General features: G+C 41.6%; 30 protein-coding genes and 1 rRNA gene. 9 read left to right on the top strand and 22 right to left on the bottom strand.

Annotated elements, in window-relative coordinates:
* From FTT98_RS10915 to FTT98_RS10895, 5 genes are all read right to left on the bottom strand, one after another.
* Window positions 1-113 (bottom strand): 16S ribosomal RNA (locus tag FTT98_RS10915); the annotation flags it as partial.
* A 450-nt stretch (window positions 114-563) separates the two neighbouring features.
* Complete coding sequence (locus FTT98_RS10910) at window positions 564-761, bottom strand: hypothetical protein (RefSeq protein WP_180039734.1); 198 nt, start codon at window positions 759-761, stop codon at window positions 564-566.
* Window positions 762-809: 48 nt separating this feature from the next.
* The gene (locus FTT98_RS10905) at window positions 810-1,826 is read right to left on the bottom strand and encodes a hypothetical protein (protein ID WP_180039736.1); all 1,017 of its coding nucleotides are present in this window, start codon (window positions 1,824-1,826) and stop codon (window positions 810-812) included.
* Window positions 1,823-2,461: an ABC transporter ATP-binding protein gene (locus FTT98_RS10900; RefSeq protein WP_180039738.1), complete on the bottom strand. Its 639-nt coding sequence runs from the start codon at window positions 2,459-2,461 to the stop codon at window positions 1,823-1,825. The genes FTT98_RS10905 and FTT98_RS10900 overlap by 4 nt, the downstream gene beginning before the upstream one ends.
* 113 nt (window positions 2,462-2,574) lie before the next feature.
* Window positions 2,575-3,171, bottom strand: a complete 597-nt coding sequence (locus FTT98_RS10895; protein ID WP_180039740.1) for a TetR/AcrR family transcriptional regulator — start codon at window positions 3,169-3,171, stop codon at window positions 2,575-2,577.
* A 95-nt stretch (window positions 3,172-3,266) separates the two neighbouring features.
* Between FTT98_RS10895 and FTT98_RS10890 the strand changes: the two genes are divergently transcribed.
* Entirely contained in the window at window positions 3,267-4,472 is a 1,206-nt protein-coding gene (locus FTT98_RS10890) for an oxygenase MpaB family protein (RefSeq protein ID WP_180039742.1), read from the top strand.
* Window positions 4,473-4,519: 47 nt separating this feature from the next.
* On the opposite strand, the gene FTT98_RS10885 is transcribed toward FTT98_RS10890, so the two are convergent.
* The 3 genes from FTT98_RS10885 to def form a co-directional block, all read right to left on the bottom strand.
* Window positions 4,520-6,589 (bottom strand): TonB-dependent copper receptor, encoded by a 2,070-nt coding sequence (locus FTT98_RS10885; RefSeq protein ID WP_180039744.1) that lies wholly within the window; start codon window positions 6,587-6,589, stop codon window positions 4,520-4,522.
* A gap of 73 nt (window positions 6,590-6,662) precedes the next feature.
* Window positions 6,663-7,082: a DUF2946 family protein gene (locus tag FTT98_RS10880; RefSeq protein ID WP_180026133.1), complete on the bottom strand. Its 420-nt coding sequence runs from the start codon at window positions 7,080-7,082 to the stop codon at window positions 6,663-6,665.
* A gap of 90 nt (window positions 7,083-7,172) precedes the next feature.
* On the bottom strand, window positions 7,173-7,703 hold the full coding sequence (gene def, locus FTT98_RS10875; RefSeq protein ID WP_078191459.1) for a peptide deformylase: 531 nt from the start codon (window positions 7,701-7,703) through the stop codon (window positions 7,173-7,175).
* A 119-nt stretch (window positions 7,704-7,822) separates the two neighbouring features.
* Here def and FTT98_RS10870 point away from each other — a divergent pair, with 119 nt between their 5' ends.
* The 3 genes from FTT98_RS10870 to FTT98_RS10860 all read left to right on the top strand — a co-directional run bounded on the left by FTT98_RS10870 (window position 7,823) and on the right by FTT98_RS10860 (window position 10,871).
* Window positions 7,823-8,977, top strand: a complete 1,155-nt coding sequence (locus FTT98_RS10870) for a LysM peptidoglycan-binding domain-containing protein (protein ID WP_180039746.1) — start codon at window positions 7,823-7,825, stop codon at window positions 8,975-8,977.
* Between the two features lie 111 nt (window positions 8,978-9,088).
* Complete coding sequence (gene dprA / locus FTT98_RS10865; protein WP_180039748.1) at window positions 9,089-10,270, top strand: DNA-processing protein DprA; 1,182 nt, start codon at window positions 9,089-9,091, stop codon at window positions 10,268-10,270.
* A gap of 31 nt (window positions 10,271-10,301) precedes the next feature.
* Window positions 10,302-10,871, top strand: coding sequence for an L-threonylcarbamoyladenylate synthase (locus FTT98_RS10860; RefSeq protein ID WP_111885874.1), 570 nt, complete (start codon window positions 10,302-10,304; stop codon window positions 10,869-10,871).
* Between the two features lie 439 nt (window positions 10,872-11,310).
* On the opposite strand, the gene FTT98_RS10855 is transcribed toward FTT98_RS10860, so the two are convergent.
* Window positions 11,311-12,192 carry a DMT family transporter gene (locus FTT98_RS10855; protein WP_180039750.1) on the bottom strand — a complete coding sequence of 294 codons (882 nt, stop codon included), beginning with the start codon at window positions 12,190-12,192 and terminating at the stop codon, window positions 11,311-11,313.
* Between the two features lie 122 nt (window positions 12,193-12,314).
* Between FTT98_RS10855 and FTT98_RS10850 the strand changes: the two genes are divergently transcribed.
* The 4 genes from FTT98_RS10850 (at window position 12,315) to FTT98_RS10835 (ending at window position 15,120) form a co-directional block, all read left to right on the top strand.
* On the top strand, window positions 12,315-13,073 hold the full coding sequence (locus FTT98_RS10850; RefSeq protein ID WP_180039752.1) for a helix-turn-helix transcriptional regulator: 759 nt from the start codon (window positions 12,315-12,317) through the stop codon (window positions 13,071-13,073).
* 144 nt (window positions 13,074-13,217) lie between these two features.
* Window positions 13,218-13,763 carry a glutathione peroxidase gene (locus tag FTT98_RS10845; RefSeq protein ID WP_111885877.1) on the top strand — a complete coding sequence of 182 codons (546 nt, stop codon included), beginning with the start codon at window positions 13,218-13,220 and terminating at the stop codon, window positions 13,761-13,763.
* Window positions 13,764-13,984: 221 nt separating this feature from the next.
* Window positions 13,985-14,362, top strand: a complete 378-nt coding sequence (locus tag FTT98_RS10840) for an RcnB family protein (RefSeq protein ID WP_078191466.1) — start codon at window positions 13,985-13,987, stop codon at window positions 14,360-14,362.
* Window positions 14,363-14,505: 143 nt separating this feature from the next.
* Complete coding sequence (locus FTT98_RS10835; protein ID WP_180022166.1) at window positions 14,506-15,120, top strand: hypothetical protein; 615 nt, start codon at window positions 14,506-14,508, stop codon at window positions 15,118-15,120.
* A gap of 99 nt (window positions 15,121-15,219) precedes the next feature.
* Here FTT98_RS10835 and adhP read toward each other — a convergent pair whose 3' ends face one another.
* Entirely contained in the window at window positions 15,220-16,248 is a 1,029-nt protein-coding gene (gene adhP, locus FTT98_RS10830; protein WP_180039754.1) for an alcohol dehydrogenase AdhP, read from the bottom strand.
* Between the two features lie 317 nt (window positions 16,249-16,565).
* On the bottom strand, window positions 16,566-17,027 hold the full coding sequence (locus FTT98_RS10825) for a hypothetical protein (RefSeq protein ID WP_180022168.1): 462 nt from the start codon (window positions 17,025-17,027) through the stop codon (window positions 16,566-16,568).
* A gap of 106 nt (window positions 17,028-17,133) precedes the next feature.
* On the opposite strand from FTT98_RS10825, the gene FTT98_RS10820 reads away from it, so the two are divergent.
* Entirely contained in the window at window positions 17,134-17,577 is a 444-nt protein-coding gene (locus FTT98_RS10820; RefSeq protein WP_180039756.1) for an AAA family ATPase, read from the top strand.
* 13 nt (window positions 17,578-17,590) lie between these two features.
* Here the strand turns inward: FTT98_RS10820 and FTT98_RS10815 are convergent, their stop codons facing one another.
* From FTT98_RS10815 to FTT98_RS10765, 11 genes are all read right to left on the bottom strand, one after another.
* Window positions 17,591-17,896 (bottom strand): hypothetical protein, encoded by a 306-nt coding sequence (locus tag FTT98_RS10815; RefSeq protein ID WP_180022170.1) that lies wholly within the window; start codon window positions 17,894-17,896, stop codon window positions 17,591-17,593.
* Window positions 17,897-18,042: 146 nt separating this feature from the next.
* Window positions 18,043-18,462, bottom strand: coding sequence for a F0F1 ATP synthase subunit epsilon (locus FTT98_RS10810; protein WP_180022171.1), 420 nt, complete (start codon window positions 18,460-18,462; stop codon window positions 18,043-18,045).
* A 26-nt stretch (window positions 18,463-18,488) separates the two neighbouring features.
* Window positions 18,489-19,883 (bottom strand): F0F1 ATP synthase subunit beta, encoded by a 1,395-nt coding sequence (gene atpD / locus FTT98_RS10805; RefSeq protein WP_078191473.1) that lies wholly within the window; start codon window positions 19,881-19,883, stop codon window positions 18,489-18,491.
* A 29-nt stretch (window positions 19,884-19,912) separates the two neighbouring features.
* A complete protein-coding gene (gene atpG / locus FTT98_RS10800) occupies window positions 19,913-20,782 on the bottom strand; it encodes a F0F1 ATP synthase subunit gamma (RefSeq protein ID WP_078191474.1) in 870 nt (289 codons plus the stop codon).
* A gap of 88 nt (window positions 20,783-20,870) precedes the next feature.
* Window positions 20,871-22,415 carry a F0F1 ATP synthase subunit alpha gene (atpA, locus tag FTT98_RS10795; RefSeq protein WP_078191475.1) on the bottom strand — a complete coding sequence of 515 codons (1,545 nt, stop codon included), beginning with the start codon at window positions 22,413-22,415 and terminating at the stop codon, window positions 20,871-20,873.
* Between the two features lie 42 nt (window positions 22,416-22,457).
* Complete coding sequence (locus FTT98_RS10790; protein WP_078191476.1) at window positions 22,458-22,994, bottom strand: F0F1 ATP synthase subunit delta; 537 nt, start codon at window positions 22,992-22,994, stop codon at window positions 22,458-22,460.
* A gap of 12 nt (window positions 22,995-23,006) precedes the next feature.
* Window positions 23,007-23,477 (bottom strand): F0F1 ATP synthase subunit B, encoded by a 471-nt coding sequence (locus tag FTT98_RS10785; RefSeq protein WP_078191477.1) that lies wholly within the window; start codon window positions 23,475-23,477, stop codon window positions 23,007-23,009.
* A gap of 38 nt (window positions 23,478-23,515) precedes the next feature.
* Window positions 23,516-23,761, bottom strand: a complete 246-nt coding sequence (gene atpE, locus FTT98_RS10780) for a F0F1 ATP synthase subunit C (protein ID WP_000424060.1) — start codon at window positions 23,759-23,761, stop codon at window positions 23,516-23,518.
* 84 nt (window positions 23,762-23,845) lie between these two features.
* A complete protein-coding gene (atpB, locus tag FTT98_RS10775) occupies window positions 23,846-24,721 on the bottom strand; it encodes a F0F1 ATP synthase subunit A (RefSeq protein ID WP_078191478.1) in 876 nt (291 codons plus the stop codon).
* Window positions 24,722-24,823: 102 nt separating this feature from the next.
* Entirely contained in the window at window positions 24,824-25,222 is a 399-nt protein-coding gene (locus FTT98_RS10770) for an ATP synthase subunit I (RefSeq protein WP_078194025.1), read from the bottom strand.
* A 170-nt stretch (window positions 25,223-25,392) separates the two neighbouring features.
* Entirely contained in the window at window positions 25,393-26,232 is an 840-nt protein-coding gene (locus tag FTT98_RS10765; RefSeq protein WP_180039758.1) for a metal ABC transporter solute-binding protein, Zn/Mn family, read from the bottom strand.
* Window positions 26,233-26,305: the final 73 nt, after the last annotated feature.

Here is a 26,305-nt window from a genome sequence, read left to right as displayed (position 1 = left end):
ACTCACCCGTCCGCCGCTAGAAATCGGTAGCAAGCTACCTATTCCCGCTCGACTTGCATGTGTTAAGCCTGCCGCCAGCGTTCAATCTGAGCCATGATCAAACTCTTCAGTTTAAAATCAATAGTACCTTAAAGGGTACCAATCTTGGCTCATCAATTACTGACAAAAATTTGCTCAAATAAACTTCGAGTAATTCCTACCATCAATCAATGAAAATAATTTCGATCAATCAGTAAAAATCCACACAAGTTGTTCTTCATAATCTCTTAATGATCTTCTTATTGGTTCGTCACCAGCAAGCTAGGTCGGCTATATTACTCTTTATTTCTAAAGAGTCAACCGGTAATTCAAATTATTTTTAAACTTATCAAATAAAACCCAACTCAATCAATTTAACCAAGTTATTGTTTTATCAGAAGTTTTAATCTTCATCACCGCCGATGGATGTGCATTCTACAGCATTTCATATTCGTTGCAACACCTTTTTCCATTTATTTTTAGTTTTTCATTACGTTTGTTTATTTATTCTACTAAATCAGTGTTTTTTACTTAAAAAAGTGTTTTTAGCGTACAGAAAGCATGCAATACGCCACAGGCACCCATATGATAAACATTAAATTTGGCATAACACCGTGCACTTCTTCAGGTTTTCTATACAACCATTGAATAAATGGAATGGCGATACAAAATAATGTCGCCATCAATAGCACATCAACGAATCCACCTTTCAGCAGTTGCCACATCAAGACTGGCACACTCATCATTAAACCAATTATTAATAAAACACAGTACTCGTATTTTCTGAGCTGCTATAGTGTGAATCCTTGAATGATCCAGAATCGCTCTGTATATTCAAAATTTGATTTTAAGTCCATTTTTATCACGCCTAGATTGAATAAACTCAGTACAATATAGATGGCACACATCAATTGGAATAATTGTGAAGCAGTAAAATCAAGGCTCATGATGTTCCAAGTATCCACCTGTGTGGCGAACCAATGCAAAATCACGACCGCTGTAACTGATATACCGATACTGGCAATACGATGGGTAAGAAATCTTTTATGAAATACCTGACGAATAATGAGTTTATTTTGACTGAGCCAGAGTGGGTTATATTTCTGTATCACAAATACGTTAGGTACTTGCAGCTTTATTGGTTTTGATTTTCTGCCGAGCAGCCAAAATTTTATTACCGCTATACAGATGAAAGTAGATAACAACAGCGCAACGAGTTGAGCGTCCAATATCGCTAGACTCAAAATGGGCAAATATGTCAAAAGACAGACTAAAACCCAATATTGATTCTGTTGTAAAAACAGCATTTGTATGATTAATAAATTAAAGATCCAAAGAAGCATCAATACACTGATGCCAATGGAAGCTAGAAGCTCATACTCAACCCAAACATATAAAAGTGCTAAAACAAAAGGCAATAACAGCAAAAAGCTTAAACTGCCTAACAATTTGATTTCCACGGCAAAGCGACTTTTAAGCGTGATGGGCAATAGCGCTAGATAGCGATACCCTTCCCCACCACTCAAAGCTTTACGCTGTATCGCACACCAAAATACATTTAAGGCAAGAAAGCCAGTCCAAAGAAACAGATTTGTGATTAATGATTTGCAATAAACCAAATCAATCATGGGCTGCACTAATGATAAGAGCAGTCCGAATAGCATTGGCCCGAGAATTAATGCGACCAAAATAAGTAAATGCTTTTGCCGTGCAACTGCGTCTGCTGTGGTCTTGACATAAAATGTCCACCGGTATTTCAAAAGCGTTTTTATGATTGTTCGCTGCCCAACATATATTTGTCTATTCATGCTGCCTGCTCATTGGACTTTAGCCGATCTAGCTCGATGATTTTTGCTGCAAGACTGTTTCTAAATACATGATCATGACAAGACAATAAAATCAATTTCGATTGGCTCTGCTGTAAAAGTATGCTTGTTAATTCAGCCAAGGCATTTTGATCTAAGCCATTGCTCGGTTCATCTAAAATCAGTAATGGTGCAGTGGTCATTAAGGCTGCGACCAATAAAAACTTTTTGGTAGTACCAAAAGACATTTCAGCAAGCGGCGTGGCTAAATAGTTTTCTAATTTAAATTTTTCAATGAAGATTTGATACTGCTCATGCGCTATCCCTCGAATATCACACATTAAATTCAGAAACTCCTGCCCTTGTAAAAAATCATAAATAGGGCTTTTATCTGGCACATAGGCCACAAGTTTCTTGTATTCATTATTGTGAGGGGCATATTGCTGATCATTAATCAAAATATTGCCTGCATCAAAATCCAACATCCCAGCAATCATCGCAAGTAAGGTGGACTTCCCTGCTCCATTCTCAGCAACAACAGCGACAATTCCGAATTCGTTTAACTCTAAATTTAAATTTGAAAATATACGTTTTCCCGCAAAAGATTTGGACAGTTGCTGCAAACTCAAAGAAACCATGATGATGTTCCTGATTTATTATCTTAAGTTATTGATTTATTATTAATCTATCTTCACATATCTTGGATCAGAATTTAATAGATTCTTTAATAGACAAATTTATTTTTTCAGTGTTATTCACTATCTAAATACGCCAAAATCATCTTTGACAATTCAACTTTAAGCTGCTGTTCTGTAATTAAAAAACTATTATTGCTCACATAGCGCATCATGGTAAATAAAGTACTGTTAATAATCACAAAAGAGCGATGTTTCAGCGTTTCAAAGTTCCAATGTGAATAATAACGATTAAATAAATACATCCCAACTTCAAAAAAATGCTTTTCCAAAACCTGAGAGGCATCTGAATGACTGTATTGATGCCAATGTTTTAAGATCTCAATGAAGAAGCCACGATCAGCTTTCAACATATCAAAGCCAAACTGAATACAAAGTGGGATCACCTCATAAATACTGTGCTGCTCTTGCTCCACGACTATATTTTTTAGTGCTAACCCCAATTGTTCTGATTTTCTGAGCAGTAACTCGTCTACGATTTGTTCCTTATTTTCAAAATATTGATAAATCGATCCAACGCTCACACCAGATTTTTCCGCAATTTTGGGCGTCGTCAGCTCCAGTAAACCTTGTTCTGCAATACACAACTGCGCTGCTTGCAAAATGCTTTCCACGATCATTTTCGCGCGTTGTTGTTGTGGTCTTTTTCTCATTCTATTGCTCTCCAATGCGATAGTGTTATGCGAATTGAATGCGAATAAATATTCATATTAGTGTGGTATGCAACAATAACATTGAAGATCAAAACATGACCACTCACTTCAATACCCGACTGGCTTCATTTCAGGCCACGCAGCAATCTAATCTACTGAGTTTTCTGTTGTCTCATTTGACGGGTCAGGCTGCACAGCCAAATTACGCTCAATATCTTGCCCTCAATAAAGCCTTGCAATGTGGTGATCCACAGATGGAAAAAGTGCTCACGTGGATGATGCAGAACCCTAAACAGCATCGTGAATATTTTGAAATCGCCTTATTTAAAGGTGTCGAGCAGCTCCCCTTTCCTATTCCTGAGCTCGAGCATTTTTTTAAGCATGTTGAACAAACACCGCCTTGGTTAGAGCCAGAAAAAATACAGCAAGCCCTTGAATTCACCCATCGCCTAGGGATTAACAATGGCTTTATATTGCGAGATCTTTCACTCATGGTGGGTTATCTCTTCCCCGGTTTCAATCAGCCGCTCATGCTGACCGGTGCTTTAAATAAACAAGCAGGTACACGTCTGGCTGAAACCACAAAATGGTGGGTAGATATCACTGAAGAACGCGGACTCGAACGTTTGTATGCGGGATTTACATCGACGATTTATGTGCGTTTTATTCATGCTGTGGTACGGCATCAACTCCAAAAAGGTAAAGACTGGGATTTTGCAACGTGGGGGGTGCCGATGAATCAATTTGACTTGGCGATGACCAATCTTGCCTTTAGCAGTGTGGTACTTTTGGGCATTCGCGCTTTAGGGATTTTTCCATCAAAACAAGAGACTGAAAGCTTTTTGCACTTTTGGCGTTATGTGGGTTGGTTGATGGGTATTGATGACAAATGGTTAATTGAAAAAGAATCTGATGGTTGGAAACTGTTGTATTGGATGCAATTTGTACATCCTCAATCTGATGCAAGCAGTATGGCTCTCGGCGCCAGTCTCTCTAAAGAACCTTTTGAACGACAGTACAAATACCTCCGAGCACTTCAGCAAAAACTGGCTTATCGACAACATCTGGAGCTGACACAATTTTTTATTGGCAAAAAACGCATGCATAAATTAGGGCTCAAACCACAGTCCGCCGCATGGTTTGCCTATTATTTATTGGCTAGAAATCTTGTCCTGTATTCAGGCGCTAAGCATGTCCCAAGTTTAAGTCAAAAATTACAGCAAAAAGGCCGTGCGATTCAAAAACTCGGTTTAGCACTGTATCAAAGTAAGGCCAAACAACTGGCCAGTATGCACCAATAAAAAAAGCAGAGCGATCGCTCTGCTTTTTGGATAACAAATATCAAGATTTAGAATTTCATCGAAATACGTGCCCAATAATTGCGACCAATATTATTAAACTGTTGATCGGTCGCTAAACCTGTCCCTGCATCACCCAGTTTATTTAGATGTTCGGTATAGGTTTTATTCAGGAGATTATCTACACCCACAGATACATCTACACCCTCATCAATATGATAAGTACCATTTAAAGACAGTGTGCCAAAACCTGCACTTTCTTTCAGGTCATAACCCACGATATTGCCTTGGTACGCACTGATACGATTTTGCCCATCAACCACACGCCAAAACGCTCCCAAAGTATAATTATCTTGAATATAACGTAAGTTGATACGTGCTTCTAAAGGTGAGATTTGCGGTAACGGCTTGCCATCTGTGGTGTTTTTACCCCACGCATACATTGCGCTGACATCGGCTTGAATATGATCGCTAAATTGATAGCCAATCCCTGCTTCAGCTCCCGCAATGGTGGCATCCACATTTCGGCTATGTGCTTCCATACCCTTCATCATTCCTGATCCAGACTTATAACTTGTTAAAATATAATCTCTCACTAAACCTGCATAAGCCGATACCCAGGAATTCAAAGCGCTATGTTCATGTTGATAACCCATATCTAACTGAAGCGTTTTTTCTGTATCAATATGATTGAATGTATTGTTATGACCATTTCCTGATTTTGGGCTGAATAATTCCCAATAATCTGGCATGCGCTCTACATAGCCTAGACCGATATAGGTTTTACCATTGTCATGTTCAGGGTGCTTATTTTCAAAACGAATAAAAGCACTTGGTAATGTTTCATTCAGCTCCGTGTTATAGCCACTCGCTTTCGAAGCGGCGCGCTCATCTTTCACTTGCACTTGATCGAGACGAAGTCCCGAAACCAACTTATTGTTGTCACTCAATTGATAACTGACTTCTCCAAAACCACCATATGACTGAAACTTCATATCGGGTTCACGTGCTTTGTCTTTATAGCTATTGCGCATCCCTTTGCGAATGCTATGTTCATTGTTCTGTGTGTCAATGCCTGTGACAAAGTCAATCTTATCCCATTCATGTGTCATAGCCATACGTGCATTTAATGTTCTGCGAGCAACATTCGATGCCATTGGCATATTCATCATGCCACTTGGTTGAAACTCACGTAAGCTGAAGTTATCCATGACATGATCATTAAAACTATAGTTGACCTGTGCTTCGATTTTTTTAATCACCTCCGTGACATTCTTTTTCTCGACACGAAGGCCTAAGCTTTCACGGGCAAATTGCGAACCATCCATTGAACGGCCTGCGTATACCGCCTCACCATCGGCTTTACCTCCAGTAAGTTCTACCCATGTATCTTCGTTTGGCGTCCAACCAAGAGCCAAATCTGTATTCCACCGCTCCCAGTCTGACGGCACAGTATTACCATCTCCGTCTTGGTAGCTATCCGCAACAGAACGACTGGCATTCAAACGGACATATTTTTTCTCATCACCGACTGCCGCTTCGACATTGTGATCTAAACGACCATAAGAACCGATCATCACACTGGCTTGACCACGGTAGTTTTTATCAGCATCGAATTGTTCAGGTTTTCGTTCAAACAAGACTGTTGCAGCAGAACCTGTATTGGCATATTGAACCGTTTGAGGGCCTTTAATCACTGAAATTCGGTCATAACTTTCAGGGGAAATATAAGACGTTGGTGCATCCATACGACTTGGACACGCCCCGAGATTTTCTGTGCCATCGGTCAAAATTTTAATGCGTGAACCAAACATGCCACGGAAGGTTGGATCTGCATTGGTTCCCCCATTTTTAATGGCACTAAACCCCACAATGCTTTTTAAATAATCGGCCCCATCACTGGCAGGTATCGGTTGAATCGGCTGTTTGGGGTTGGCACGAACAATCAGGCCATTGGCATCATTCCCCTGATGTGACGTCACCACAATCGGTGCCAAAGTCTGAACGGCATTGGTTTCCGTCATCTCTACTGACATCTCGTCAGCCATCACCGTAGTTGAATAGCAGGCAACACAAATTGCAGCCGCAAGAGGCTGTAGAAAAAATTTAGGCTGAGCCATGTTTATCTCACAAAATACATAAATAAAGGCGTACCTGAGTCCTCAACGACCCAAGTTAAAAAAAACGTCGGATTTATGCAGCGAGTGGTGGGGCTCGACCTTGCGGAAGTAAAAAGAGTTGTTGAAGAACAAACCAGACATGCTTGAAAGCTTTTTGAAAAGCAATTAAACGAACTTGAATTCGATCAAGCACTTCTTTTACATCAAGTTCAGGAGGCAAAACCAAATTGCCATAGACCGTACAATACTGACATTGATGACTGGCATCATGTTCATGGGCAGTATGATCGACTTGAACCTGCTCTGCGTGAGCGGAAGAGGAATGGTGTGAATGTGCGGTATGTTCAGCATGAACATTGGGAAGTAAAAGTGCACGCGTAATGGTTTCGCAGACCGGAGCAACTTGATATTGCTTGGGCAACAATGGCTGTAAAAAAACAGCAATCTGCAAAAAAACGGCTGCAAAGGACAGCAGCACTCCACTACGAAACAATACAGGCAAACCCTAACATTTGTCTGACCCAAGTATAACAAAGCCCAATCGAAATTGGGCTTGTCTCAGGTATTTTTTAACCGCGATCAATTAACGTTTAACTGCGACTTTATCTTTTTGACGTTGGCGAACCAATTTTTCCACTTTGTCACGTGCACGTTGACGTTTCAAAGGCGATAGATAGTCGACGAATAACTTACCATTTAAGTGATCCATTTCATGTTGGATACAAACTGCGAGAAGTCCGTCCGCTTCCACTTCAAATGATTGACCTTCAAGGTTAATTGCCTGAATTTTTACACGTGACGGGCGCTCAACTTTATCGTATATTTGAGGCACTGATAAACAGCCTTCTTCATAGGGCTGCGTCTCTTGCGTCAATGGCGTAATTTTGGGGTTAATAAACACCATGGGTTGATCTTTTTCTTCAGATAAATCCATGACTATCAGCTGAATATGGTGATCTACCTGTGTTGCTGCCAGGCCAATTCCCGGTGCTTCATACATAGTTTCAAACATGTCGGCTGCTAACTGACGAATTTCATCAGTAACTTCTTCGACTGGTTTTGCAATGGTACGAAGACGGGGATCGGGGAAACTTAAAATAGGTAATAAGGCCATACGACGTCCTCACTTATGCCATTGATCAAAAAACAAAATGAAGGAATGCTTCATCAAAAAATTGTGTGTAATATCGTTATTATAACGCAGTTACATACATAATTTTAGGAATTATGATAATGAAAAAGGTTTTGAAGGGCATGCCAACTTTTAGTGCCTTGGGGTTTAAAAAACAATTATTGGCACTTACAGTCTGTGTAAGTGTGGGGATGGGAATGGTCAGTGTTGCAGAAGCTGCCCCTGCTCGTAACGTCAATCCACCGTCATTGAAGGCAGGTGCGCCTCAAGTTTATGTGGTGAAAAAAGGCGATACGTTGTGGGATATTTCCAAGCGTTTCTTAAAAAATCCTGTGCGCTGGCCTGAAATCTGGGCGAGCAATAAACACGTGAAAAATCCACACTGGATTTTCCCAGGTGACCGCCTATTAATGTGTACCTACAATGGCCGCCCAATCATCGGCAAGGATGAAGGTGATGGCTGTGAAGGTATTATTCGTCGCTATACAGGTGGCACTAAACTTCAACCACAAGTTCGTGTTGAATCCCTAAATAGTGCGATTCCGGTTATTCCATTGGAATATATTAAGCAATGGCTTGAGCGCAGCATGATTGTTGCCGCTGATTCTGTTGAAGGTACACCTTACATTTTAGGTACAGCTGATCAACGTGTATTAGCTGCCAAAGGCCAAACAGTTTATGCACGCGGCCAAGGCATGCAAGTCGGTCAACGTTATGCTGTTTATCGTGAAGGCGAACCGTACATCTTTACCGATGCAAACGGCAAAAAATACAACGCAGGTTTAGAACTGACTCAAGTCGCTTCAGGTGTTGCCGTTCGTGGTGAAAATGACATTACCACTTTAGAACTGACCGATACTTATAATGCCGAAGTTCGTCGTGGTGATCGTGTTCTTCCTGAATATGACCCAATGCTGCCAACGCTGTTCTATCCAACCAATGCTGAAAATGTCACTGCTGGCGGTAGTGTTGTCCGTGTCATGGGTTCTATTGGTACCGCAGCGGTTCACAGTGTGGTGACGATAGACCGTGGTAGCTTGCAAGGCGTTCAATCTGGTCAAGTCTTTAGCGTGAACCAAAAAGGTGAAATCGTGACTGATCCAAAAACCAAAGAACGTGTTCAACTTCCAGGACAACGTATTGGTAACATCATGGTATTCAAAACGTTTGATAACTTAAGCTATGCTTATGTACTTGAAAGCGAATTACCAATCAACGTAGGTGCAACAATTCAGCCCCCACTGATGGATGACTAATTCTAAATCCACAAAAATGAGGTTGTATTTCAGCCTCATTTTTTATTATCCAACAACAATATCACTAATAATTTTAAACCATAAAAAGAAGACAGATTCAAAGGTCTCATTATGCTCAACTCATTGACTGACTTGCATTTAGATTACATTCGCCTGTGGTTTGTGGTGCAACACTCACTTCGTAGTTTCTATAAAATTCAGCAGCACTATCCTGCCCTACACCACGCCCTTAAGCCTGATCAAATCACCACATGGCAAAAATTAGGACTGCATAAAAATCATTTACAGCGCTTTGAAGAATTTCATAGTCCAAGTGGACAGCTTAGCTTTGAAAAATGTCTCCAGGATATTCAACAATACAGTGACTTTGTACTGATTCCTGAAGACCTAAACTATCCACAACAGCTTTTACCTTATAGCGACAAGCCGCCCATTCTATTTGGACAAGGCAATGCCCAAGCCTTGATGCAACCACAGATTGCGATTGTAGGTAGTCGCAAACCCAGTCCCCAAGGTCGGCAAATTGCCTATGATTTTGCTTATTATCTGAGTGAGCAAGGGTTCTATATTAATAGCGGTTTAGCACAAGGAATTGATGAAGCGGCACATCGCGCTGCCATACAACACCACAGAACCATTGCCGTGATGGGTACAGGTTTAGATCAAACTTATCCGACCGCACATCAGCGTTTAAGACAAGAAATCATCCAACATGGGGGAACCGTAATCAGTGAGTTTCTTCCACACACTCCCCCATTGCAATACCATTTTCCACATCGAAATCGTATCGTGAGTGGGCTCAGCCTTGGTGTCATCGTGGCGGAAGCGGCATTAAAAAGTGGTTCACTGATCACAGCTCAACGCGCTGCCGAACAAGGCAAATCTATTTTTGCCATCCCAGGCCATATTTATAGTGAATCGCATCAAGGTTGCCATCAACTCATACGCGAAGGTGCAATTTTGATTGATCATCCACAACAGGTCATTGAAGACCTAGCTCTGGCCACACAGTGGCAATCGCAGGCTGCCAAAACCTTAACAACCACCGAAATAGCGACACCCGAAACAGCAACACCGGACACCCCGCCACCCGCACCTATCCCAGAACATTTAATTGCGCTGTATCGGCAGCTTGATTGGGTCGGCCAAAGCCTTGATCAATTGTCCATTCAACTCAAAATTGATACCGCGACATTGACCAGTCAACTGATGGAATTAGAGTTAATGGGCTATGCCACACAACAAGCCGGACACTACTTACGTTGTCGAATGGGTAAATTAGGTTCACAATAGTCCTTTGTCGAATCAGTTAAGGTCTATAGAAATGATTACCACCTCTGTTGCAGAAGCAGCTTCCTGTCTTAAAAAAGGTCAGGTTCTCGCATATCCTACAGAGGCTGTTTGGGGATTGGGCTGTGATCCCTACAATGAGCAAGCCTTTCTCGAAATTTTGCGCTTAAAACAACGTCCCATTGAAAAAGGCGTGATTTTATTGGCTGCCAATGTCGCTCAAGTTGAACACCTGCTCCAAGGCTTAACAGAAGATATGCGTCAGCAAGTCATTGCGACATGGACCAACCGTAAACCCAATGAGCGTGCAACCACATGGTTATTACCAGCTGGTGACCATATTCCAACATGGATTAAAGGCAATCATCCAAAAGTCGCAGTCCGTGTGACTACCCACTCTTTATGTGTGGCTTTATGCCAAGCTTTTAATGGCTTTATTGTGTCTACCAGTGCCAATCCTGCGGGATTAACCCCTGCACGTTCCTTACAAGAAGCCAATCAGTATTTTGCCAATGAACTCAATTATTTAAATGGTGATCTCGGCCTAAGCCAAGAACCAAGCAAAATTATTGATGCTGAAACAGGTGAAATCATCCGCGCATAAGCTCGGATGCCTGTCTACACCTGCCTTTCGGGAAAATACAGACAAAAAAAAGCTCAGCCATATAGGGATGGCTGAGCATAAAAAAGGATGTGTATAAAATCACATCCAGAGGGTCTTACAATCTCTGGGTAAATATCAAGTAATTATTAAGAATTACTTCATCATTTACGATGAAAGTATTATGTAATATTTTTTTAAATTTAACAAATAGATTTTTTATATAAATAAAACTACTGATAAGCACTTTATTTGTGATTTTATAACTACTTAGTCAAAATATGTATCTATTTTTGATTGATTTTTAAGACGAGCATTTGTTTTTTTAATTCAGTTTTACACTCAAAAATCCATTTTCAAAAGATTTGCTCTATAAAAAAATAAGTTTGTTTGTTTATTTTTTAATCAATACTTCTCGTAAATTTTCATCTTTTTACTAGATTTACTTACGCTGCGCCAAGATCACCCCAGTAATCGTCATCACTGTGCCGACGGTATGATAAAACATCCACTGCTCAGCCAACCAGAAATAGGCAATAATCGCGGTAAATACCGGCATCAAATTCATAAAAATACTGGTGCGATTCGGCCCGAGATGTTGCACAGCCAACATCCATACCAACGGTGCAATCAATGATGGAAAAATTGCCGCATAAAATACACTTGGCGCATTCGCAGGATTAATCGCGTCAATGCCTAAATACAACACGAATGGCAAGTGATATAAAACGGCAAAGAAAATTTGTACATATAAGCTCAACAGTAGCGGAAGTTTCAATTGCCATTTTTTTAAAAACACCCCATAAAAGGCATAAAAGAACACTGCGAAGATCATGAGGATATCGCCGAAATGTCCGCCCATATTCAGTAATTGACTGAAATCGCCTTGCGCAATGACAAACAATAGCCCCGTAAATGAAATCGCACAGCCTAAGATGGCATAGCGGTTGGGCACATCTTTAAGTATGAAAAATGCAACGGCAATCGTAAAAACAGGGATAAAGGCATTGATGATGCCCATATTGGTCGCCGTCGTATAATGCGCAGCGGTATAGCCCAAGCCTTGATATAACACCATGCCAAAAGCACTCAGCACAGCCAATTGCTGCCAATGCTGCATGATTAACTGTCTTTGCTGCCAAACGGTTTTCAGCATAAAGGGGGTCAGGATCAAAAATGCAATAAACCATCGATAAAAACTGATACTGACCGGTGAAATATAATCAGTTACATAGCGGGTGACGGTAATATTCAACGACCATATAAATACCGCGATCAGAGGCAAACAAATTGCAAATTTCGCCCAACGCGCTTGAAGCAACATGTCTGACTCCTCAATATATTGTGCAAAGATTGGTCTAGGTATTTTGAGTGATGTCTGTTTTAATTGAAATACATGATTTCAGACATTTATATTGTAGTTCAGACATCGACACCTAGGCATATATGACATCAGCACCGATTGAACAACAAATCGAGCTTTTTGAAGCGCACTACACCACATTAGATACGGTCTATCCGCACAGTTGTCTTTGGGGTGATTTTAATTTTTGTCTCGATGGTATTTTCGAGTATGAGATACAAGGACAACACCATCTCTCACCTGCCAGTTATGGGGTGTGGATTCCCCCACATACAGAACATTGCTCGGTCGCGATTGATGAACAACCCATTCATTATGTGGCAATCCGACTGGCACCAGATCTCTGCGTAGATTTTCCCAAGCAGACTGAAGTGTTTAGCATCCAGCCTTTCTTTCGTTTGTTGGTGCAAGAAATTTTGGCCTTTCCTACAGAGCAACATACCACACCACCCTATCGACACCTGCTACAAGTCTTATTCGACCAGTTAAAAACAGCGCCCAAACATCAACATTATTTGCCGCAAAGCCATGATGCGGTGTTAAAGCCGATCTTAGCGCAGCTCGCAGATGTAGATCATTTTAGCTTGAGCCTACAGCGATGCTTATCCAATGTTGTTTTGAGTGAGCGTCAGTTATTGCGGCTGAGTCAGAACGAACTGCAAATGAGCCTTTCTGAATGGAGAAACCGTGCGAAAATTATTTATGCCATTCAACAACTCCGCGCTGGTCAGTCTATTAAAGCTCTCAGCTATGAATTGGGTTATCAACACAGCTCAAGCTTTATTGAGTTTTTTAAACGCTATACAGGAAAAACCCCAAACCAACACCGTGCCACTAGTTAAATGCCAAGCACTCAAGCAAGCATCAGCTCGAATTCTGCAAAGTACTACAAAAATTATGCGAAAAACCTATCGATAAAAGCTTGCTGTTCACCAGATTTCCCTTTAAAACAAGGATGAAAGGCACAACTTCAATTAGGAACGAATATGTCAGCTTCAGTTTACGATATCCCGGTAAAAACCATCCAAGGTGATGACACCACACTCAATCAATACCAAGGCAAGGTTTTATTATTGGTCAATGTGGCCTCTAAATGTGGGCTAACACCGCAATATGAAGGCCTAGAAAAACTCTATACAGAAAAGAAATCACAAGGTTTTGAAGTCTTAGGTTTTCCTGCCAATAACTTTTTAGAACAAGAACCTGGTTCTGAAGCGGAAATTCAAGAATTTTGCTCGATCAACTACAAGGTCGATTTCCCACTTTTTGCAAAAATTTCTGTTGCAGGCGCGGATAAACACCCCCTTTATCAAACCTTAACCCAAGCCATTCCTGAACGCATTGGTGAAGGCCCATGGTGGGATGATTTAGTTGAATACGGTTTAACACCAAATCCAAAGCCTGAAGTGCTCTGGAACTTTGAAAAATTCCTCGTGAATAAACAAGGTGAAGTTGTGGCTCGATTTGCACCTGACATCAAGGCAGATGATGCACGTATTGTCGATGCCATTAATGCTGAATTAGCCAAATAATTCGCCAATATCTCAATCTCTCAGTTAAGATTATTTTGATTTTAACTGAGATTGATCATTTTAAATTATCACAATAATAGTTATCAATTATCACATAATGATAATTTACATAGTTTATCCATTATTTTAATATTTCACATATACATTGTTCAAAGTTTCCCTGTAAATACTCATTATGATGAGTCTTATCAAATCACATCCAGCAGTAAACAGGTGAACTTATGAATACATTAATGAAAGCTATCGTTTTATCTATTTCGACAGCACTTGTTGCTGCTCCAGCAATGGCTGCACCGCAAAATAGCCAACAACATGCACCTGCGCATAATCAAAATACGAAAGCTCAACAGCACACTAAACAAAACACACCAGTAAAAAACCAAAGCCAGAACAAGAAAAAAGCCGTAAATCCTTCACATGATTGGCGTTCTGGACAAAAAGTACCTTCTGAATACCGTGGTCATAGCTACAAAGTAGACCACACCAAATACAAAAAATTATCTAAACCAGGCAAAAACCAACAATGGATTAAAGTGAATGGCGACTACATTTTAATGAATGCCGTCAGCCACGCCATTATCAAAATCATTGCGGGTTAAACCCACCAAAACATCAAAAGAGGGCAAATGCCCTCTTTTTTTTGTTCAAGCGATTATTTTGTTATTGCTTTGCAACAATCTATTTTTAATCCACATTCTGCCCCTATATTCAAAGCATAGACTTAACACATAGTGATGATTGAATGAAAAAGCTAGTGCAGAATGCCCTTCTCCCTTTTGCCATTTTTAGTGGTGTTTTGGTGCTGATCGGTTGTGACCCTGCAACAGCACCTGAGCAAGACATTCAAACTACCACTGAAGAAGTTGAATTATCCAATACGGCTTCCTCTGAGCATCATGAAGCAACTGAAACAGAATCAGCGGCTCAGCAACAAAATCTAAAAAGCGGCAATATGTTTTACATTGTCCGTGATGTCGCCGACATGCAATTGAAAGCGGGCAGCTATGTTGAGCAATTGAAACAAACCCAAAGCGATATTGAAACGGCAGTCAATAGCCAAGACCCGATTCAACTACAAAAAGCAGCCGATCAGCTGCAACAACAATTGAAAGGTTTTAATCAGGCACTCAGTGGACTGAACCTAAAAAGTACTGAAATCAATGATATTCGCAGCAATTTACAAGCTGCCAATCAGCAAGTTTTGGCTTCACCCTTTTTAAATGGTCAAATGGATTTAACTCAAGTCGATATTCAGAAAATTAAAAATCAAATGGGTAATATCCAACTGGAGATGGTTAAACTTGCCAGCATGATCATTTCAGATCATTCAGCTCAAGAAAAAACATCAGAAAGCTAATTTTCTCTTAGCTCTAAACATGCAAGACAGACCTTTCAATCATACTGAATCGGTCTGTCTTGATTTTGCTCTATGTTATGTTGCCTGTGGGATTTTGCATTAAAGCCGCATATCAATCACGATACGGCCATCAATTTTACCTTTTTCCATACGATCAAAAATATCGTTGATATTTTCGAGCGGTTCAACATGAATATGTGCTCTGACTTTACCGCGCGCAGCGATATCTAGTGCTTCTTTTAAATCCAGACGTGTCCCAACAATTGAACCACATACCGTAATTCCCTCCAGCACCATATTAAAGATCGACAAGTCAAAAGTTCCGGGTGGCAAACCATTTAAGACCATGGTACCTCCACGACGGACAATGGCAACAGCCTGCTCAAAGGCCTTCGGAGAAACCGCCGTCACCAAGACACCATGACAGCCTTCACCCGTTGCCTGCAACACTGCTTCTTTTACATCGGTTTTTAAGGCATTAATGCCGACATCGGCACCGAGATTTTTGGCCAATTCAAGTTTTGAGTCATCAACATCAATCGCTACGACATTAAAGCCCATTGTTTTGGCATATTGCACTGCCACATGACCTAGACCACCAATACCGGAAATGGCGACCCAATCCCCTGTTTTGGCCTCGGTCATTTTCAATCCTTTATAAACAGTGACACCAGCACATAGAATAGGTGAGATTTCTAATAGATCGACACCTTCAGGAATCACACCGACGTAATCACCATCTGCTAAGCAATATTCTGCAAAGCTGCCGTTGACTGAATAGCCTGAGTTCTGTTGTTGTTTACATAAGGTTTCCCAGCCCGCATAGCAATGATCACAATGCCCACACGCTGAATATAACCAAGGAATCCCGACGATATCACCAACTTTTAAATGTTCAATTCCTTCACCAATTTCAACTACTTCACCGACACCTTCATGTCCAGGGATAAAAGGTAAGGTTGGCTGAACAGGCCAATCGCCATGCATGGCATGTAAGTCGGTATGACAGACACCTGTCGCGATAATTTTGACCAAGACTTTGCCCGGCGTGACTTTAGGAATTTCGACTTGTTGTATTTGTAGTGGTTGATTAAATGCAGTCACTACGGCTGCTTTCATTGTTGCCATATTTATTCTCTCCATCTTATAAGTGTTGAGATTATTTTTTAAACAACCTAGCTCTACTATAGAGGAAGAATAAATTGGTCGGCGTGATGAATTTGTAAGCAATTCTCTCGGTTTGCTACTTCTTGTGATTCAGTACCTGATGATCGGTTGATCGACCACACATCACAAAGTGCCATGCTGTAAATTCACAATATTTTTTAATCTAAAACTTCCCACATAGTGTTAAGAACCGATATTCAAATATTTGAAACGCATAGAATTTTTAAGCATAGAAAATCTCCCAACCAGAAAATAAACAACTGCCTCTTTTTCCTATTTTAAGATTGAGCAAACTCATAGGTATTACAGTTTTTATCTTGTCCAAGTGCACGTTGCACATCTTGCTTAAAACGGGCTTGGGCAAAATGAAATTTGGCTGGCAGAAACAGGGTAATTCGAGTTTTGTCAGCTCCCATTCCCTCCACCAACATTTTATGTAGAAAAGCGCCATTTTCTGTACGCGCCATCAGCGTGCCCTGCTCTAAATGTTCTTCCAGTCGATTGTCAGTATACACATAAGCTTCTGCTGAGGTGAACGCCACACAGTGGTTATAGGCTTGTCTTAGGTTGCGAAAAGCGGATAAATAGGGAATTTCAAGTTCTGTACTGATGCCATTATCCACTGATTCCGCTACCAATGCGGCTTCAGTCGCGACATTCGGTGTGGTGACATATTGGCTTTGGCAGGCAAGCAGCGGCGTTGCCAGCAATAAGCAGAAACATAATCGAAGTGTATACATAAAAAGTCCTGACCTATTTTGTTGTTATTGGCAGTGCAAAAATTGTAGCAAAAGCCCGTAGCTGCTTTAATATGTAATATAAGGTCTACAGATTTTTTCATCCACTATGCAACTGATTATTTTCACCGGTGTACAAGCATCGGGTAAATCCACATTTTATATGTTGAATTTATATCACAGTCATTTGCGTATTAATCTTGATATGCTGAAAACCCGACATCGTGAAAATATAATTTTTGAAGCTGGTTTGGTGTCTAAAACCAAAATGGTAATTGATAACACCAACCCGACACGTATGGATCGTGCGCGGTATATTCAACGTACGCGAGATGCTGGCTTTGATGTAATTGCTTATTATTTTGACACTGATTTGGCCAGTACTTTAGAACGTAATAGCTATAGAGAAGGTAAAGCCAATATTCCCGAAGTTGGAGTTCGAGCCACCTATAAGAAATCAGAAATTCCCTGCTATGAAGAAGGTTTTACTGAAATTTTTAAGCTTAAAATTATTGCAAATGGCGAGTTCTCAATCTTACCGATGAACCCATAACCGCATAAACCAGTTACTCAGCTTGTTGCTGCTGTTGCCATGTTTTAAACGCAGCTTGCATGGCTTGTCGTTCATACGGTTTCACCAAGCGACTTTCCAAAGAACTAAAATCACCTCTATAGGTTTCAGCCACCATCTCTTTTGCCAGTTCTTGAATACTGACACGACCACGATGCTCATATTGCTGCACTTCTTCATGCGTCAATTCCACATCCCAACAAGACACCACCGAACTCATATCGACCGCAATACTTAAATAATAGTGATCAAAGTCTTGGTAAAGTTCCCAAAAGTGAGGTTCAAAAGCGATGAGATTCATAAGGCAGTGTTAGGCAGTTGAATTGAATGAGAATAAATCAAAATATGAATAAAATATATGCAACTTTAGATTGATCAGTTTTTTCAAATACTTTAGGCATAAAAAAACCACCCTTTCGGGTGGCTCTTTCAATCTCAAACCGTGTCTTATTGAGCGCGGTTTTTGATTTTGCGGATGGTTTCCAACTGAGCAGCAGTTTCTGCAAGAGCAGCCAATGCAGCAGCAGCGTCCAAATCGCTCTTTTGATTTGCTAACAATTGTTCAGCTTGTTTACGAGCTTCAATAATTGCTGCTTCATCAAGGTTGTCAGCACGTACTGCAGTGTCTGCAAGTACTGTAACAACGTGCGGTTGAACTTCAAGTACACCACCTGATACATAGATCAATTCTTCTGTACCATTTTCAAGCAGAACGCGGATTGCGCCCGGCTTGAGCAAAGTTACCAACGGAGCATGGCCAGGCATAATACCCAACTCACCGCCAGCACCTTTAGCAATTAGCATAGTTACAGTGCCTGAGTACAAAGACTCTTTAACACTTACAACGTCACATTGCATCGTTGACATGAGAATCTCCTAAATTAGGTAACTAATTAAAGTTTCTCAGCTTTAGCAATCACTTCGTCAATACCACCAACCATGTAGAACGCTTGTTCTGGGATGTGATCGTATTCACCAGCTAGAAGACCTTTAAAGCCACGAATCGTTTCTTTAAGCGGTACAAGTTTACCAGGCGCACCAGTAAACACTTCAGCTACGTGGAACGGTTGAGAGAAGAAACGTTGGATCTTACGTGCACGGTATACAGTAAGTTTGTCTTCTTCTGCCAATTCGTCCATACCAAGAATTGCGATAATGTCTTTCAATTCTTTGTAACGTTGAAGAACGTTTTGAACTGAACGAGCGATTTCGTAATGCTCAGTACCCACTACAAGTGGATCTAACTGACGTGAAGTAGAGTCAAGTGGATCGATCGCTGGGTAAATACCAGAAGATGCGATGTCACGGCTCAATACAACAGTCGCGTCCAAGTGAGCGAAGGTAGTCGCAGGCGATGGGTCAGTTAAGTCATCGGCAGGTACGTATACCGCTTGGATTGACGTAATAGAACCAGACTTAGTAGACGTAATACGTTCTTGAAGAACACCCATCTCTTCTGCAAGAGTCGGTTGGTAACCTACTGCAGATGGCATACGACCTAGAAGTGCTGATACTTCAGTACCCGCTAGTGTATAACGATAGATGTTGTCAACGAACAATAGAACGTCACGGCCTTTACCGTTTTCGTCTTTTTCGTCACGGAAGTACTCAGCCATAGTCAAACCAGTCAACGCTACGCGTAAACGGTTACCTGGTGGCTCATTCATCTGACCGTAGACCATTGCTACTTTGTCTAGAACGTTAGAGTCTTTCATTTCGTGATAGAAGTCGTTACCTTCACGAGTACGTTCACCAACACCAGCAAACACAGATAAACCTGAGTGAGCTTTCGCGATGTTGTTGATCAACTCCATCATGTTTACAGTTTTACCAACACCGGCACCACCGAACAGACCAACTTTACCACCTTTAGCGAACGGGCAAAGTAAGTCAATTACTTTAATACCAGTTTCTAAAAGGTCAGTAGAAGCCGCTTGTTCTGCATAAGAAGGCGCTTGACGGTGAATTGGTAAACGAGCTTCAGTACCAACAGGACCAGCTTCGTCGATAGGGCGACCAAGAACGTCCATGATACGACCTAAACATGCAGTACCTACAGGTACAGAGATAGGCGCGCCAGTGTTAGTTACAGTAAGACCACGCTTAAGGCCTTCAGTAGAACCCATTGCAATAGTACGAACTACGCCATCACCAAGTTGCTGCTGAACTTCTAATGTAGTTTCAGTACCATCAACATGGAGAGCGTCATAGATCTTAGGAACGCTGTTACGTTCAAACTCGACGTCGATAACCGCGCCGATGATCTGAATGATACGACCGCTACTCATTGCTGTCTCCTCAATTCAAACTAATAATGTTAAACGGCAGCGGCACCACCAACGATCTCAGAGATTTCCTGAGTAATCGCGGCTTGACGCAGCTTGTTATAAATAAGTTGTAGGCTCTTGATCAATTCACCCGCGTTATCAGTTGCAGCTTTCATTGCAACCATACGAGCAGACTGTTCACATGCGATGTTTTCAATCACACCTTGATAAACCATAGACTCAATGTAACGAACCAATAAACCATTTAAAAGCTCTTCAGCTTCTGGTTCATAGATATAGTCCCAACCGTATTGACGGTTTAGACCTTCGCTTTCCTCAGCAGCTGCTAAAGGAACAAGCTGTTCGATTTTTTGGTTTTGAGTCATGGCGTTGACAAAGCCGTTTGACACTAGATAAATACGATCTAACTCGCCTTTATCAAACGCGTCTAACATCACCTGTACAGAACCAGTTAACTGTTCAAGACTCGGAGCATCACCTACGTTTGTAGTTGCACCAAGAACTTTACCGCCGTAGTTTTTAAAAAACGAAACCGCTTTTTGACCAATTAAAGCAAATTGAACTTCAATTGACTGCTCTTGTTGCTGTTGTACGTGTTTTACCACTTTTTTGAACAAGTTAATGTTCAAACCACCAGCAAGGCCACGATCTGAAGAAACAATGATATAGCCAACGCGCTTTACAGGACGTTCAACCATATAACGGTGTTTGTATTCAGGGTTCGCTTGTACCAAATGAGCAATTACACGGTGCATATTTTCGGCATACGGACGGCCTTGAGCCATGCGCTCTTGCGCACGACGCATCTTAGAAGCTGCTACCATCTGCATCGCGCGAGTAATTTTCTGCGTGCTTTTGATACTAGCTACTTTGGCGCGAATTTCTTTTAAATTTGCCATACGCTTAACCTAGTATTCGAAAGCCCTTTCGAGCTTCCGAAGGTTGATCCGTGAACCAAACCAAAACCAGATTCAACACAGTTGAATCTTAGTAAGTTTGAGTCGCTTTAAAGCTTTCAATACCTGCTTTGATTGCTGCTTCGATTTCTTTATCGTAAGCACCAGTCTCGTCAATTTTTTGCATTAACGCAGCATTTTCTGAACGGAAGTAAGAGATCAACGCAGCATCAAATGCAACGATTTTCTTCACTTCTACGTCAGCCATGTAGCCTTCGTTAGATGCATAAATTGAAACAGCTTGGTCAGCAATTGAGTATGGAGCATATTGTTTTTGCTTCATAAGCTCAGTTACACGTTGACCATGTTCAAGCTGTTTACGAGTTGCTTCGTCAAGGTCAGAAGCGAACTGAGCAAACGCAGCTAATTCACGGTATTGCGCAAGAGCGGTACGGATACCACCTGACAATTTTTTGATGATCTTAGTTTGAGCAGAACCACCAACACGTGATACAGAGATACCCGCGTTCACAGCAGGACGAATACCTGCGTTGAATAATGATGTTTCTAAGAAGATCTGACCGTCAGTAATCGAAATTACGTTTGTAGGTACGAATGCAGATACGTCACCGGCTTGAGTTTCAATAATCGGTAATGCAGTTAATGAACCAGTTTGGCCTTTAACTTCACCGTTAGTGAATTTCTCAACGTAGTCAGCAGATACACGTGAAGCACGTTCAAGTAAACGTGAGTGTAGATAGAATACGTCACCAGGATATGCTTCACGACCTGGTGGACGACGTAGAAGCAATGAAATTTGACGGTAAGCAACAGCTTGTTTAGACAAGTCATCATAAATGATAAGCGCGTCTTCACCGCGGTCACGGAAGTACTCACCCATTGTACAACCAGCATACGGAGCAAGATACTGCATCGCCGCAGGATCAGCTGCAGCAGCTGCTACAACAGTTGTGTACGCCATAGCGCCAGTTTCTTCTAGCTTGCGCACAACGTTAGCGATAGTCGATTGTTTTTGACCAATTGCTACGTATACACATTTAATGCCAGAATTTTTCTGAGCGATGATCGCATCGATCGCCATAGCTGTTTTACCAGTTTGACGGTCACCGATGATCAACTCACGTTGACCACGACCAACAGGGATCATTGTATCTACTGATTTATAACCAGTTTGTACAGGTTGATCCACTGATTGACGCCAAATTACGCCTGGTGCTACTTTTTCAACAGCATCAGTAAGTTTTGCGTCAATAGGGCCTTTACCATCAATTGGGTTACCAAGAGCATCTACTACACGGCCTAAAAGTTCTGGACCAACCGGAACTTCTAATACACGACCTGTGCAACGAGCTTTTTGACCTTCTTGAAGGCTTAAGTAGTTACCTAAGACAACGGCACCCACTGAATCCTGTTCTAGGTTCAGTGCCATACCAAATAAGCCGCCGTCGAATTCGATCATTTCACCGTACATTGCATCAGCAAGGCCGTGAATGCGCACAATACCGTCGGAAACCATAACAATGGTCCCTTCGTTCTTAGCGGTCGCGCTGGTGTCCAGATCGCCGATACGCTGTTTAATGAGCGCACTGATCTCGGATGGATTCAGTTGTTGCATTGCGCTATACCTCAATCTTTTTAAAGTTCAGTCTTCGAGCTGTTAAGCAAGAAGACGAGTCCGCATTTTTTCAAGCTTGTTAAGCGCAGAATCATCTATCACTTGGTCGCCTGCACGAATAACTACACCCGCGATTAACGCTGGGTTAACTTCTACAGAAACATTTACGGCAGCTTCGAATTTTTTCTCTAATGCATGCGCAAGTAATTGTTCTTGTACAGAAGTCAATGGGAATGCAGATTCAATCACTACATCCACAGTATTGTTATTCTGTGATTTGAGCTGTTCGTATTCTTCTGAAATTTCAGGAAGAAGTGCCAGACGGTCATTATCGGCAAGCAATGTCAAAAAGTTTGACACTGCTGCAGTCTGGTCTTCACCTAAAACTTTTGCGAAAACACTTACCTGCTCAGCAGGCGTAAGCTCAGGGCGATTTAGATAAGCTGAAAATGCTTCGTCTTGCACCGCAGCACTGAGCAAGTTCAATGCATTTGACCAAGCGTCAGTTGCATTTTGCTCAGAAGCGTAAGCAAATGCTGCTTTAGCGTATGGGCGTGCCAACGTCAAGAGTTCAGCCATAATCCGCCTCTCTTAAAGTTTAGCAGCCAGCTGAGTCAGCATGGCATTGTGAGCTTCTGCGTCAACTTGCTGGTTCAGAATTTTTTCTGCGCCAGTAACTGCAAGAGCAGCAACTTGTTGACGTAATTCTTCGCGAGCAGCATTGATTTCAGTATCAACAGCTTCTTTAGCTTGTTGACGAATACGCTCACCTTCAGCCGCAGCTTGAGTACGCGCTTCTTCTACCAATTGCGCACCACGACGGTTCGCTTGTTCGATCAATTGAGCCGCTTGTGCTTTAGCCGCATCTAATTCAGCTTTCACTTGTGCTTGCGCATCCGCAAGGTCAGCTTTCGCTTTTTCAGCAGCGTTTAAGCCATCAGCGATTTTACGCTGACGCTCACTAATCGCATTGATTAGTGGTGGCCAAACAAATTTCATGCAGAATGCGACAAAAATCGCAAAAGCAATCGCTTGGCCAATCAATGTGAGGTTGATATTCATTGCTATTCCTCAATAGTTTAATTTAGGAATTAAGCTGATTAACCTACAAATGGATTAGCGAAGATGAAGAACAAGCCAATACCAACACCGATCATAGGCACAGCATCAAGAAGACCCGCGATTAAGAACATACGAGTTTGAAGTTGTGGAGCCAATTCTGGTTGACGAGCAACAGCTTCTAAGAAACGGCCGCCTAGAAGACCAAAACCAATCGCAGTACCTAAAGCACCAAAAGCGATCAAGATAGCAGATGCAATTGCAACTAGACCTAAAGTGAGTTCCATGATAATTCCTCAGAGGTTAGGTTTATACCAAATTAAGTTAAAAAATTGTGTGCCCAACCACCCTTTGACAGTTGAGCAATACCATTAATGCTTTTCGCTAGCCATACTCATATATACGATAGTCAACATCATGAAAATGAATGCTTGTAACGTAATAACAAGAATATGGAAGATCGCCCAAGGCACAGACAACGCCCACTGGATCCAGAACGGTAGTAATGCGATCAAGATGAAGATCAACTCACCCGCATACATGTTACCGAACAGTCGTAGAGCCAATGAGATTGGACGTGCAATAAAAGTTACTAATTCAAGAATAATGTTTACCGGAATAAGTAATGCTTTTAAAACTGGGTTACTTGGGTTAAATGGGTTAAGTGCAAATTCTGCACCGAATCCGACAAGACCTTTCTCACGGATACTATAGAAAATAGTTAACGCAAACACTGACAATGCCATACCAAGGGTAATGTTAGGATCAGTAGATGGAACGATTTTGAAGTAAACGTGGTGAGGATCCATACCAAACACGTTAGCACCGATCAATTGAGCTGTATAAGGAATCCAGTCAACAGGGATCAAGTCCATCAAGTTCATGAGGAAAATCCACACGAAGATGGTCAACGCTAACGGCGCGATTAAGCGCGATTTGCCATGGAAAGTGTCACGGACACTTGAGTCAACGAACTCGATAATCATTTCGATTGCAGACTGGAACTTGGTCGGAACACCAGAGTTTGCAGCTTTCGCTACAACCCAGAACAACAAACAGAAAACTATACCAAGGCCAATAGACCAACCCATTGAATCCAAGTGAATAGCAGTGAACCCCATCTCTTGAGCTTCTTTAGCAGTCTCAGCTAACTTCCAAGTACCATCTGGCATTTTGCCATAGGTCAAGTTAGTCAAGTGATGCTGAATGTACTCGGTCGAAGTAAGGGCATGTTCTTCAGCAGCCATAAATCACACCTGGTCAATGTCAAAACTAATAGAGAAAACGAATATCGCGTGCTGCCTGATATCTCGTTACTCTCCAAAAAACTTTTCAATTTTTTGTTGTGTTTATACTCGTTTTTTTAAGCGTGTTGCCCAAAAAGGAGCGACCCACGACATACTTTGTACGAGCATAAAACCACAAAACAATGCCACCGCTGACAACGGTTTGACATTGATCAAAATCAAAATGAATCCAACAATCACGATTGCAAACTTGCCCATTAAGCCACGATACATGTTTGACAGCACCTGTTTAGAGGCACGGGCACCAGCCGCACGAAACGACTGCCATGAAAAGTAGCTACTTGCTAGCCAGCATACCAACGCACCCAAAGCTGCACTATATGCTGTGATTGTGTCTTTAAGGACCCAACCAATCAGGGCTGAAACAGGAATCATTACTGCTTGTAAGATGACTAAAGCTTTCGCTAATCGTCGATCAATCATGCGACTAGTTCGACTCATTTTTGTTCACTCACAGCAATTCTGCTTGACAAGTTTAACTGATGATTATTTTTAATCGCAGGCATTATAGAGTTACACCCCTTAACTTGCAATCTTTTCCCGACCTTAGTCGTGTTTTTTTAAATTGGTAAACTGCTTTCAAACTAATCAATAGTTGTTTGTTTTTTACATTACTTTCGCGCATTTAGTGTGCACTTAAGGGTTTTATCAGCCAACATCTTCCATGCTGTTACAAAATCCCCTGCCCCACTCATGGTTTCGTCCACCGGCTGAAAGACGATGCCACCCAGCTTTTGATACTGATTTTGACTGGCATGTGCTTCTGCAAGTAAGCATATTTTTGGCTGCGCGCGATGGTCTTTCAAGTATTTGATTTGTGCCAATGTCGGCGCGACATGTGGATCATCTGTCAACGCACCGGTAAATTTCAAATTCAGTGAGCGCTCAAGATATTGATAGGCATCGTGGTAAGACCAGTAAGGCTGAGCACGGCTCGACACATCTGTTTTTTGGGCTGTGATCAAGAGTTTCTGCGCAAATGCACGCGCATTAGCCCAATATTTTTCACGATGTTCTGGAAACTGTTGTGAACGTAAAGCAGCAATAAAAAAGCCGATTCGAACTGCATTGTTAGGTTCAAGCCAAACATGGGTATCGATTGTGCCTTTTAATGCATTGCCACGGACATCCCGTAATGGCAAAGCACTGATAATGCCTGAGTCTAAAATAGCAATACTTTTGCCACTTTCACCCAACATTTTTGCCAATGGCGCTTCATGCGCTTGGCCTAGCCATAAAACGAGATTGGCATCTTGCACGGTTTTACGGTGCGCAGGCGTCAAACTCACATCATGTCCAGATTGATGGTCAAGCAGTAGTTTTGGCTGCTCTACGCCCTTGAGTACATCCTTCGCGATTAGATAAATCGGTTGTGTAGAAACAACGAGACCTTGCGCCCAGCTCATTACACTGAATAAAGCCAAACTACAAAAAAGAAATACACGGGACATGGGGAGAGAGCACCATAAAATGAATAGTGTTATAATATAACAAAATCGTAAAAAAACCTACGTCTGTTCGTAA

Source organism: Acinetobacter sp. YH12039 (genome assembly GCF_013420015.1).
GTDB lineage: Bacteria > Pseudomonadota > Gammaproteobacteria > Pseudomonadales > Moraxellaceae > Acinetobacter > Acinetobacter amyesii.
Note: the sequence above shows the minus strand (reverse complement) of the source record. Positions and strands in the feature narration are given on the sequence as shown.